This is a genomic window from Polaromonas sp. P1_F4 (assembly GCF_056405675.1).
In genome coordinates, this window is sequence record NZ_JBFUBP010000003.1 from 264,718 (window position 1) to 276,095 (window position 11,378).

Here is an 11,378-nt window from a genome sequence, read left to right on the forward strand (position 1 = left end):
GACCTTGCCACCATTTTTGAGACTGAGATGACTACAAGTACCCACACTACTGATTTGATAGCTGGCGGCGCACAGCCAGAAACGGTTGCAGGCCAAAACGACCTGAAACCCGCGTTGAAATTCATCACCTGCGGTTCGGTCGACGACGGCAAAAGCACTCTGATCGGCCGCCTGCTGGTGGACAGCAAGGCCGTGCTGCAGGACCACCTGGCCGGCGTGCAGCGCCAGGGTGAAACCGACCTGGCATTGCTGACGGACGGCCTTTCAGCCGAGCGCGAGCAGGGCATCACCATTGACGTGGCCTACCGCTATTTCGCCACTGAAAGCCGCAAATTCATCATCGGCGATGCCCCTGGGCACGAGCAATACACCCGCAACATGGTGACGGCCGCCTCCAGTGCCGACGCCGCCGTCGTGCTGGTGGATGCGACCAAGCTCGACTGGAAAAACCCCGCGCTTGAGCTGCTGCAGCAGACCCGCCGCCATTCGCTGCTGGTCAACCTGCTGCGTGTGCCGTCCATCGTGTTCGCCGTGAACAAGCTCGACGCCGTGGAAGACCCGACGCTGGCTTTCAGAAACATTGAGGCAGCGCTGGCGACATTCGCCCGGGCCGCGAAAATCCCGGTGAAAGCGACCGTGCCCGTGTCCGCCCTCAAGGGCTTTAACGTGGTGGACGCCCAGCCCGGCTGGTGCGGTTATGAAGGCTTGTCATTGCTGCAGTTGCTGGAACACTTGCCCGTCACGCCGGCCGAAACCACCGAAGCCTTTGCCTTCCCGGTGCAATGGGTTGAAAAGTTTTCGTCTTCATCCGATACCTCTCAGGGCCGGCGCGTCTTCTGGGGCCGTGTTGCCTCGGGCGGCGTACAGCCGGGCCAGAGCGTGACCATCCTCCCCAGTGGCAAGACGGCTGTGGTGGCACAGGTGCTGGACCATGCCCGCCAGCCCAAAGCCATCCTGGCCGGCCACAGCGCGGGCATCGTGCTGGACCGGGAAGTCGATGTGTCGCGCGGCGACTGGCTGCTGGCCACGGATACCTTTGAGCCCTCAAGGGAGATCTCGGCCACCGTGGCCTGGATGGACGATGAGCCGCTGGTCGCCGGGCGCATCTACTGGGCGCTGCATGGCCACCGCTGGGTCAAGGCCAAGGTCAAACGCATCGTCCACAAGCTCGATGTCAACACCCTGGCCGAGGAAGACGCCAGCGAGCTGCCGCCCAATGCCATCGGACATATCGAGCTGAGCCTGCAGGAGCCGCTGGCCACCCTGCCCTATGCCCGTTCGCGCATGCTGGGCTCGCTGGTCCTGGTGGATACCGCCTCGAACAAGACCTCAGGTGCCCTGCTGGTCCTTTGACCAGGATCAAGCCCCGCGCCCTCAACGACTTAACCCTGCTCACGGAATCCTCTTAAAATTGAGGGTTTCCACCGATTAGCCCCAAATAACATGACTCACATCGTCTCCGAATCGTGCATCCGCTGCAAATACACCGACTGTGTGGATGTCTGCCCCGTGGATTGCTTCCGGGAAGGCCCCAACATGCTGGTGATCGATCCGGACGAATGCATCGACTGCGCCGTCTGCATCCCCGAATGCCCGGTCAACGCCATCTACGCCGAGGAAGACGTACCGGCCGACCAGGTGGCGTTCATCCAGCTCAATGTGGAATTGAGCCGTGCCGCGGGCTGGAAAAGCATCACCAAGCGCAAGGATGCCCTGCCCGACGCCGAGGAATGGAAAGACAAGACGGGCAAATTGTCCGAATTGGTCCGCTAAGCCGCGTCAACCGGCCCAAGCCAACGGCACCTCGCCCTCCCCGGGCAGCCACGCGCTTTGCAAAGCGCCCAGGAACCATGGAACCTCAACTGAACCAAGAAGTGATCAATACCGCAGCGCAGCACGACGGTCCCATCGAAACCGATGCGGTGATTGTGGGCGCCGGGCCTGTAGGCCTGTTTCAGGTGTTTGAGTTGGGGCTGCTTGAGATCAAGGCCCATGTGATCGACTCGCTGGCCTACCCGGGCGGCCAGTGCATTGAGCTTTACCCCGACAAGCCGATTTACGACATTCCGGCCGTGCCCGTGTGCACCGGCAAGGAACTGACCGACAACCTGCTCAAACAGATCGAGCCCTTTGGCGCGACCTTTCATTTCGGCCAGGAAGTCAGCGTGGTTGAAAAGCAGCAGGATGGCCGCTTCTTTGTCGAAACGTCAAAAGGCACGCGCTTCCTGACCAAAACCATTTTCATCGCAGCCGGTGTGGGCGCCTTCCAGCCCAAGCTGCTGCGCGTCGAAGGCCTGGAGAAGTTCGACGACAGCCAGCTGTTCTACCGCGTGAAAAGCCCGGCCGACTTTGCCGGAAAAAACCTGGTGATTGTGGGCGGCGGTGATTCGGCGCTTGACTGGACGCTGAACTTTGTCGCCGAAGGCCCGAACAAGGCCGAGAGCGTGATCCTGATTCACCGCCGCGACGGCTTCCAGGCGGCGCCTGCCAGCGTGGCCAAAATGCGCGAACTCTGCGACGCCTACGAGATGCAGTTCATCGTGGGACAGATCACTGGCTACGAGGAAAAAAACGGCAAGCTGACCGGCGCCAAGGTCACCGGCTCCGATGGCGTTACGCGCGTGGTGCCGTTGGACGTGCTGCTGGTGTTCTTCGGCCTGTCACCCAAGCTAGGGCCTATTGCCAACTGGGGCCTGGACATAGAGCGCAAACAGCTCAAGGTGGATACCGAGAAGTTTTCCACCAATGTTCCAGGTATCTTTGCCGTGGGCGACATCAACACCTATCCCGGCAAGAAGAAGCTGATTCTGAGCGGCTTCCATGAGTGCGCGCTGGCAGCCTTTGGCGCGGCTCCCTTGATCTTCCCGGACAAGAAGATCCACCTGCAATACACCACAACCAGCCCGAAACTGCACAAGGTGCTGGGTGTTGAATCGCCGGTGTTTGACGACTAAGCCGAGCTGGCTCGCTTCCACCTGAAAGCCCGCCGCGTGCGGGCTTTTTGTTGCCTGTACGGCTTACGCAATAGGCCCGCCCGGAATCGCCCTACAATTTGGCTGGCGTCTACACAGGCGCTTTCGCTGGGGGTGTTGCTGCAATTCGTCGTGCGAGTTGCGGCGGCTGAGAAAGTCCCTTTGAACCTGATTTGAGGTAATCCTCGCGCAGGGAAGCATGTTCCGGATGCCCGCTGTTCTTGCGGGCTTCAAGCAGGCCGACCTGGCATCGATGATCGGAACTGCTGATGACCACGACTTCTACTTCTGCTGCCGCCGGCAACACCGCGCTTGCGCCGTTGCCCTCCAGCGACCGCCTGTTCGGCTGGAGCGACCATGCCGCACTGTGGCTCAGCCTCGGGGTGGGCCTGCTGGTCATGCAGATCGGCGCCTACCTGGTGCCGGCCGTTGGCACCCAGACAGCCTTGCTGGTGATCGTCTGCGGCTCGGTACTTGGCGCCGGCTTGCTGGCCTGGACGGCCAGGATCGGCTGCGACAGCGGGCTTTCCAGCGCCGGGCTGATGCATGCCACCTATGGCAGCAGTTTTGCGCGCCTGCCGGTGCTGCTCAACATCGTGCAGCTCATCGGCTGGACCACCTTCGAACTGGTGGTGATGCGTGACGGGACAGTGGCCATCGCCCGTCAATCCGGAAACTTTGCAGGTGCCTTCTGGCCTCTTCTGGCCACTTTGCTGTGGGGCGCGGTGCTGCTGGCGCTGCTGTCGGGCTCCATGGTCAAGCTGGTGCGCAAATTCATAGGCCGCTATGGCCTGCCGCTGGTCATCGCCTCATTGCTGTGGCTGAGCTGGCAGTTTCTGTCCAAGGCCAATGCCCAGGGCCTGAGCGCGCTGTGGATGCGGCCAGGTGAAGGCGGCATGAGCACGCTGTCCGCACTCGACCTGGTGATCGCAATGCCGGTGTCGTGGTTACCCCTCGTAGCCGATTTCGCGCGCCATGGACGCGATGGCAAAGCCGCGCTGCGCGGCACCTGGCTGGGCTATGCGATCGCCAATATCTGGTGCTATGCGTTGGGCGTGCTGGTCGCGATTACAGCGCCCAGCACCGACCTCGTCGCCGCGCTGCTGCTGGCGCAAGGCGGCCTGATCGCGCTGGGGCTGATTCTGATCGACGAGGTCGACAACGCGTATGGCGATCTCTATTCGGGCTCGGTGGCCGGCCACAGCCTGAAACCTGCCTGGAGCGTGCGGCGCTGGGGCGTGGGGCTGGCACTGCTGTGCACCGCGCTGGCGCTGGTGTTGCCCATGCACAGCCTGGAGCCATTTTTGTTGATGCTCAGTTCGGTGTTTGTGCCCTTGTACGGCGTGATCCTTGCGCGGCTGGCAGGCACGGCCGGTATTGCTTCGCTGGTGACTGAGCGCAAGGTGAATGCCAGCGCCGTCGCGATCTGGGTGCTGGGCATTGCGTGTTATCACCTGTGCGCGAAGCTCGCGCCGGACTGGGGTGCGGCTTTGCCAACCCTGGTGCTGACCTTTGTACTGGCACGCCTGACGCGCAGCGGCCGCTCCGGTATCACCGCAGCGGCTTGAGCCGCATCGCGATGGGCGCGTGGCCGTGGTTCAGCGGCCCGCCGCCAGCGCCCGTTCGCACTCTGGCACCAGCCTCCAGCGCCGCACGCACATAGGCGCGTGCGCGCTGCACAGCCTCCAACAGAGGGTGCCCCAACGCCAGGTGAGCGGCAATCGCGGACGACAGCGTGCAACCGGTGCCGTGGGTATTGGGGCTGGGAATGCGCGGCCCGCGCATCCAGTGCAGTTCGCCACTTTGGGTGGCCAGTAAATCGCTGACCACATCGCCGGGCAAATGCCCGCCCTTGAGCAGCACGGCGCGGGCGCCTTGGGCCAGCAGCTCCTGTGCAGCAACCTGCATGTCCTGCTCGGTGCCCAGCGACCGGCCGACCAACAGCGAAGCCTCGTCGAGATTTGGGGTGACCACCATGGCACGCGGAAACAGCTCACCCACCAGTACCGCAATGGCCGGGTTGTCGATCAGCACGGCGCCGCTGGTGGCGACCATGACAGGGTCCAGCACCACGTTCTGCAGCGCATGCCGATCAATTGCCTCCGCCACGGTCCGCACGATGTCGGGTGCGTGCAGCATGCCTATCTTCACCGCATGCGCGCCTATGTCTTCGATCACGGCATCGATCTGGTCGCGCAGCATCTGCGGCGGCACGCCATGGATGGCGCGAACGCCGCGCGTATTCTGGGCCGTCAGCGCAGTGATGGCCGTCATGCCGTAGCAGCCCAGCGCGGCAAAGGTCTTGAGGTCAGCCTGGATGCCGGCCCCGCCGCCGCTGTCGGAACCTGCAATGCTCAGCACGCGCGGGTATTCGTGGTCGAAAGTGGTTTCATTCATGAGTGCAGTCATTCGTTTTCCGTGATCCACAGTGCATCACACCAGAACCTGAGCGTCGCGGCTTCGGTGCAGGCCCCAATACCTGCAAATGAAAGAGCGGAGGCCATTTGTTCCTCGGGGCGAAGGTGTTCGCATGGCGCTGCGAAGGCTAGCGTCGGTAAAGACAGCGCAACGAATGCCAGATCAATTATCGCGGAACGCCGTACTGCGACAACCGTCATCCAGAAGCCCTGCAGCTCAAAGAAAAAGCCCGCAGTCTGATGGACAGCGGGCTTCGGGGGTGGCCTTGTTGGGCCTTGTTCTTGGCTCCTCAACCTGGGCTCGAACCAGGGACCTACGGATTAACAGTCCGGCGCTCTACCAACTGAGCTATTGAGGAATACAGCCTTAGATTATAGCGTCAATTTTCGAGCTTTTTAAGCCTGCGGCATTCTGTCAATGCCTTGGCTCCTGCCGAATGGCGAGCAGACACCGCTTCGTGGGCAAAAAAAACGGCGGCCTATTGGCCCTCAACCCTTGTTTGATATGCGCAAGCAGCTATCAAATCAATAGCATGTCTATGAATCACTGATCTCGGCAACGCTTTGGCCACGCCGCCGCAGCCTGCTCGGCTACCATTTGCGCATGTCCTTCACGGCCCGCTGTTTTAATGGCTTTATGACTGTCCATTTTTAAGCCATGGGTAAACTTCCGCGCCCCGTGCCCTGGCTTGCCGCCGGCGAAAACTTTCCCTCACTGGATACCGCGTGGGGGCCTCATGACCCGGCACCCGGTTTGCTGGCGGCCGGTGCCGCACTGGATGTGCCGACCTTGGTCCATGCGTATTCGCGTGGAATTTTCCCCTGGTACAGCGTCGGCCAGCCCGTGCTCTGGTGGAGCCCTGACCCTCGCATGGTGCTGCAGACTCGCCACTTCAAGCTGCACCGGTCGCTGCGTAAGGCGGTAGTTCGTTTTCAGGAACATCCTCGCTGCGAAATCAGGTTCGACAGCGCCTTTGAGCGCGTCATCGACGCCTGCGCCAGCAAGCCGCGTTCCGGCCAACCCGGTACCTGGATAGTCCCCGACATGGTGCAGGCCTATACCACTCTTCATGTGGCGGGCCATGCGCACAGCGTAGAGACCTGGATCGACGGCGAGCTGGCAGGCGGCTTGTATTGTGTGAATCTGGGCCGCATGGTATTTGGCGAATCGATGTTTGCGCACCAGACCGATGCATCCAAAATCGCACTGGCGGCACTGGTGGCTTTTTGCCGTGAACATCACATCACCATGATAGATTGCCAGCAAAATACCCATCACCTGGCGTCCCTGGGCGCAGGAGAAATCAGCCGGGCGGAATTTGTTGCCCACCTCGGACAAAGTGTGGGTAAAACGGGGCCCGACTGGCGCTTTGAGCCCGTATACTGGAATCAGATACTGACGACGGGAACGAAGGGAACCCTGGACCTACCGTGACACATCTCAAAGACCTGCCACTGCAAACCTTGCAGTTCTACGCAACGGCGCCCTACCCGTGCAGCTATCTGCCGGGCAAACAGGCCCGCTCGCAGGTTGCCACACCCAGCCACCTCATCCACAACGACGCTTATTCGGACCTTGTGACCAACGGCTTCCGGCGCAGCGGCATGTTCACCTACCGCCCCTACTGTGATGGGTGCCAGGCCTGCGTCCCGCTGCGGGTGCCTGTTGGCAGTTTCAGCCCGAACAGCAGCCAGCGCCGCGCCTGGAAGCGGCACCAGGCGCTGCAGGCCCGCATCCTCAAGCTCTGCTTCATGCCGGAGCACTACCAGCTCTACCTGCGCTACCAGAACGGCCGTCACGCGGGCGGCGGCATGGACCATGACAGCATTGACCAATACACCCAGTTCCTCTTGCAAAGCCGTGTGAATTCACGCCTGGTGGAGTTTCGCGAAAGCCTGCCTGACGGCGAGCCGGGCGCTCTGAAGATGGTGTCCATCCTTGACGTGCTGGAGGACGGCATTTCCGCGGTCTATACGTTTTATGAGCCGGATGGCCGCGCAAGCTACGGCAACTACAGCGTGCTGTGGCAGATCGAGCAGGCCCGGCGCCTCGATTTGCCCTACGTGTACCTGGGCTACTGGATCGCGGAAAGCCCAAAAATGAATTACAAGGCCGGATTCAGACCCAATGAAGTGCTGGTCGACGGGCAGTGGGTGCTTTCCGCAGAGCCTGCGGCAGAAAATACAGGCAGGCCATCCGACAAGGCATAGGCATCGGCCCCATCAGGCGCATCACCCAGCGCATCAGGATTTCACAGGGTAAAATTTGCAGCAGAAAGCCTGCACATGAAAAAGCCCGACTCAGCCCTTCCCGCGACACCGACCGTTCAGGTCATTGAAAGGATGTTCACGCTGCTCGAAATCCTGGCGAACCGCGAAGAAGCGCTTTCGCTCAAGGAAATCAGCGAGAAGTCGGGGCTCCATCCCTCCACTGCGCATCGCATCCTGAACGATCTGGCCACGGGCCGTTTTGTGGATCGCCCCGCAGCGGGCAGCTACCGGCTGGGCATGCGACTGCTGGAACTGGGCAACCTTGTCAAAGCCCGTCTGGACGTCCGCGACGCTGCGCTGCTGCCCATGCGCGAGCTGCACAAGCTCACACAGCAACCGGTCAACCTGAGCATGCGCCAGGGCGATGAAATCGTGTACGTGGAGCGCGCCTACAGCGAACGCTCCGGCATGCAGGTGGTACGGGCCATCGGGGGCCGTGCGCCGCTGCATCTAACGTCTGTGGGCAAACTGTTCCTCGCGTTTGACGACCCGCAGCGCCTGCGCACCTACGCGACGCGCACCGGCCTGCCGGGACAGACACGCAACAGCATCACGCAGTTGCCGATTCTGGAACGCGAGCTTTCCAAAGCGCGCCAGTACGGCATCGCGCGCGACAACGAAGAACTGGAGTTGGGAGTGCGCTGCATGGCTGCAGGTATTTACGATGACCAGAACCAGCTGGTAGCGGGCTTGTCGATTTCGGCCCCGGCTGACCGGCTGGACGAACACTGGCTGCCCAAGTTGCAGGCGACTGCGAATGAGATTTCAGCCGCGCTGGGCTACAAACCCAAGTAAAAAAAGGCTGCGGCCCAATCAGGCCGAGCGCAAGCAGCTATCAATACAATAGCAGACCGCGCAACTCGGGAATGCTCAGCCGTTCACCTGCTTGATGGAGGTGCTGACATTCACCTTGGGTTCGGCCACCGGATTCGACTCCACCCAGCGGCGTACACGCTCGGCATCACCCAGGCGGCTCAGCTTGCCGGCGGAATCCAGAAACACCATGATCAGTTTGCGGCCTGCGATTTTGGTCTGCATGACCAGGCACTGGCCAGCTTCAGAGATATAGCCGGTTTTTTGCAGGCCGATATCCCAGTCGGGGTTCTTCACCAGGCGATTGGTATTGTTGTACTGCAGCGTGCGGGTGCCGACTGCAACTTGATAACCCGTCGATGTGGAGAGCTCGCGCAGCATCGGGTCGCCATGTGCTGCGTTGACCAGCGTCGCCAGATCCTGCGCACTGGACTGGTTGCGGCTGGAAAGGCCGGTGGGCTCCACATAGCTGGTGTCCGTCATGCCCAGCATTTTTGCCTTGGCGTTCATCAGGCTGACAAACGTGCCCATGCCACCGGGGTAGGTACGGCCCAGGGCGTGCGCAGCGCGGTTCTCGCTGGACATCAGGGCCAGGTGGAGCAGCTCACCACGCGTGAGCGTGGTGCCGACCTTCAGGCGTGAACTGCTGCCCTTTTCGGTGTCCACGTCGTCCTGCGTGATGGTGATGAGCTCATCCATGGGCAGCTTGGCGCCGCTGACGATGACGCCGGTCATCAATTTGGTGAGGGATGCGATCGGCAACACAGCATGGTCGTTCTTGCTGAACAGCACTTCACGCGTGTCCTGGTCGATCACCAGCGCGACGCTGGACTTCAGTTCAAGGGGATCTTGCGAACCGTGCAAACCGGCAATCTGACCGAAGGATGGTTTGGCCGGAATGGACACGCGGATGATGCTTCTGCGTTTTGTACCTGCAACAAAACGTACGCTCTTGCGTGTCGCAATAACTTTTTGGGAAGCCGACGCCTTGGACGAGGCGTGCTGCTTTTTGACAATGGTTTTTTTGGTGGTTGCCGCATTCGCGGCTGGCACTGCAAAGGCGGCGATCAGGGCCATGAATCCAACGATTTTTAATGCGCGATTGAAAATCTGATGAGACATGGTGGTCTTGCCTGCGTGGATTGCAATGAATGGGATGGCTGGAGTGTATACAAATAGAAAAAGTCACGCAATATCAAAAACTTGCGCGACTTTCCTAAAAACACACTCACTTTGTGACGTTTTTAACGCTTAAAGCCCCACCCGCACCCAGATTCAACGCCAAGTCATTGAATACAAAGGTTTTTATTTTTTTAATTGTTACATCATCCCTGTGCCGCCACGCGGTCAGCTTTACTTTGGAGCTTGTTCAACGCGCTCAAATAGGCTTTTGCCGATGCCACCACAATGTCGGGATCGGCGCCCACGCCATTGACCACCCGCCCGCTGTTTTGCAAACGCACCGTGACTTCTCCCTGGCTTTCTGTTGATCCGCTGATGGCGTTCACAGAGTAAAGCACCATCTCCGCACCGCTTTTGACGTGTGACTCGATGGCTTTGAGGGAGGCATCAACAGGGCCGTTGCCGTCGGATTCGCCTTTGACTTCCTTGCCGGCCACAGTGAACACGACGCTGGCCTGAGGGCGTTCGCCGGTTTCGCTGTGTTGCGACAGGGACACAAAGCCGTACTGCTCGTTGTCATGCGAAGCGCTTTCATCGCTCGCCAGCGCCAGGATGTCTTCGTCAAAGATCTCGCTCTTGCGGTCCGCGAGTTCCTTGAATTTGGCGAAGGCGTTGTTGATGTCCGCTTCGCTTTCCATGGCGACACCGAGCTCCAGCAGACGCTGCTTGAAGGCGTTGCGCCCGCTCAGCTTGCCCAGCACGATCTTGTTGGCGCTCCAGCCCACGTCTTCGGCGCGCATGATTTCATAGGTGTCGCGCGCCTTGAGCACGCCGTCCTGGTGGATGCCCGAGGCATGCGCGAAGGCATTGGCGCCGACCACGGCCTTGTTCGGCTGCACCACAAATCCCGTGGTCTGGCTCACCATGCGGCTGGCCGCCAGGATGTGCTGCGTGTCGATTCCAAGTTCGAGGCCGAAGTAATCCTTGCGGGTTTTCACGGCCATCACCACTTCTTCGAGCGAGCAGTTGCCGGCACGCTCGCCCAGGCCGTTGATGGTGCATTCCACCTGCCGCGCGCCGCCAATCTTCACACCGGCCAGAGAGTTGGCCACGGCCATGCCCAGGTCGTTGTGGCAGTGCACGGACCAGACAGCCTTGTCGCTGTTGGGGATACGCTCGCGCAGGTTCCTGATGAAGTTGCCGTAGAGCTCGGGGATGGCGTAGCCTACGGTGTCGGGCACGTTGATGGTGGTTGCGCCTTCCTTGATCACGGCCTCCAGCACGCGGCACAGGAAGTCCGGGTCCGAACGATAGCCATCTTCGGGACTGAACTCGATATCACCCATCAGGTTTTTGGCAAAACGCACGGAGAGCTTGGCCTGCTCGAATACCTGATCGGGTGTCATGCGCAGTTTCTTTTCCATGTGCAGGGCGCTGGTTGCAAGGAACAGATGCAGACGCCCCGATGCCGCAGGTTTCAAGGCCTCGGCAGCGCGGGAAATATCCCTGTCGTTGGCACGCGCCAGCGAGCAGATGGTGGAGTCCCTCACCACCTCCGCAATAGCCTTCACGCATTCGAAATCGCCATTGGAGCTGGCGGCAAACCCGGCTTCGATCACATCGACCTTCAGGCGCTCCAGCTGGCGGGCAATCCGCAGCTTTTCGTCCTTGGTCATGGAAGCGCCGGGCGATTGCTCGCCGTCGCGCAAGGTAGTGTCGAAAATAATGAGTTTGTCAGTCATGGCGGGATTCCTGATGCGTTGGGCGCTCTGTTTTTTGAAAG

10 protein-coding genes and 1 tRNA gene are annotated in these 11,378 nt (G+C 60.7%); 7 read left to right on the forward strand and 4 right to left on the reverse strand.

Annotation, left to right across the window (positions count from 1 at the left end):
• The first annotated feature begins 27 nt into the window (after positions 1 to 27).
• The 4 genes from AC1DYQ_RS08845 to AC1DYQ_RS08860 all read left to right on the forward strand — a co-directional run bounded on the left by AC1DYQ_RS08845 (position 28) and on the right by AC1DYQ_RS08860 (position 4,540).
• The gene (locus AC1DYQ_RS08845) at positions 28 to 1,353 is read left to right on the forward strand and encodes a sulfate adenylyltransferase subunit 1 (protein ID WP_477686483.1); all 1,326 of its coding nucleotides are present in this window, start codon (positions 28 to 30) and stop codon (positions 1,351 to 1,353) included.
• A gap of 90 nt (positions 1,354 to 1,443) precedes the next feature.
• Positions 1,444 to 1,773: a ferredoxin FdxA gene (gene fdxA / locus AC1DYQ_RS08850; RefSeq protein ID WP_457278594.1), complete on the forward strand. Its 330-nt coding sequence runs from the start codon at positions 1,444 to 1,446 to the stop codon at positions 1,771 to 1,773.
• 77 nt (positions 1,774 to 1,850) lie between these two features.
• Entirely contained in the window at positions 1,851 to 2,954 is a 1,104-nt protein-coding gene (locus AC1DYQ_RS08855) for an NAD(P)/FAD-dependent oxidoreductase (RefSeq protein WP_477686484.1), read from the forward strand.
• A gap of 287 nt (positions 2,955 to 3,241) precedes the next feature.
• Entirely contained in the window at positions 3,242 to 4,540 is a 1,299-nt protein-coding gene (locus tag AC1DYQ_RS08860) for a purine-cytosine permease family protein (RefSeq protein ID WP_477686485.1), read from the forward strand.
• Here AC1DYQ_RS08860 and thiD read toward each other — a convergent pair.
• A complete protein-coding gene (gene thiD / locus AC1DYQ_RS08865; RefSeq protein ID WP_477686486.1) occupies positions 4,524 to 5,381 on the reverse strand; it encodes a bifunctional hydroxymethylpyrimidine kinase/phosphomethylpyrimidine kinase in 858 nt (285 codons plus the stop codon). The genes AC1DYQ_RS08860 and thiD overlap by 17 nt on opposite strands.
• A gap of 291 nt (positions 5,382 to 5,672) precedes the next feature.
• Positions 5,673 to 5,748, reverse strand: a tRNA-Asn gene (locus AC1DYQ_RS08870).
• Between the two features lie 299 nt (positions 5,749 to 6,047).
• Between AC1DYQ_RS08870 and aat the strand changes: the two genes are divergently transcribed.
• From aat to AC1DYQ_RS08885, 3 genes are all read left to right on the forward strand, one after another.
• Positions 6,048 to 6,824 carry a leucyl/phenylalanyl-tRNA--protein transferase gene (aat, locus tag AC1DYQ_RS08875; RefSeq protein ID WP_477686487.1) on the forward strand — a complete coding sequence of 259 codons (777 nt, stop codon included), beginning with the start codon at positions 6,048 to 6,050 and terminating at the stop codon, positions 6,822 to 6,824.
• The gene (locus AC1DYQ_RS08880) at positions 6,821 to 7,600 is read left to right on the forward strand and encodes an arginyltransferase (RefSeq protein ID WP_477686488.1); all 780 of its coding nucleotides are present in this window, start codon (positions 6,821 to 6,823) and stop codon (positions 7,598 to 7,600) included. The genes aat and AC1DYQ_RS08880 overlap by 4 nt, the downstream gene beginning before the upstream one ends.
• 75 nt (positions 7,601 to 7,675) lie before the next feature.
• Entirely contained in the window at positions 7,676 to 8,455 is a 780-nt protein-coding gene (locus tag AC1DYQ_RS08885; protein WP_457278601.1) for an IclR family transcriptional regulator, read from the forward strand.
• A 75-nt stretch (positions 8,456 to 8,530) separates the two neighbouring features.
• On the opposite strand, the gene pbpG is transcribed toward AC1DYQ_RS08885, so the two are convergent.
• Positions 8,531 to 9,595, reverse strand: a complete 1,065-nt coding sequence (pbpG, locus tag AC1DYQ_RS08890; protein ID WP_477686489.1) for a D-alanyl-D-alanine endopeptidase — start codon at positions 9,593 to 9,595, stop codon at positions 8,531 to 8,533.
• A 203-nt stretch (positions 9,596 to 9,798) separates the two neighbouring features.
• Positions 9,799 to 11,337 carry a 2-isopropylmalate synthase gene (locus AC1DYQ_RS08895; RefSeq protein ID WP_477686490.1) on the reverse strand — a complete coding sequence of 513 codons (1,539 nt, stop codon included), beginning with the start codon at positions 11,335 to 11,337 and terminating at the stop codon, positions 9,799 to 9,801.
• Positions 11,338 to 11,378 lie beyond the last annotated feature (41 nt).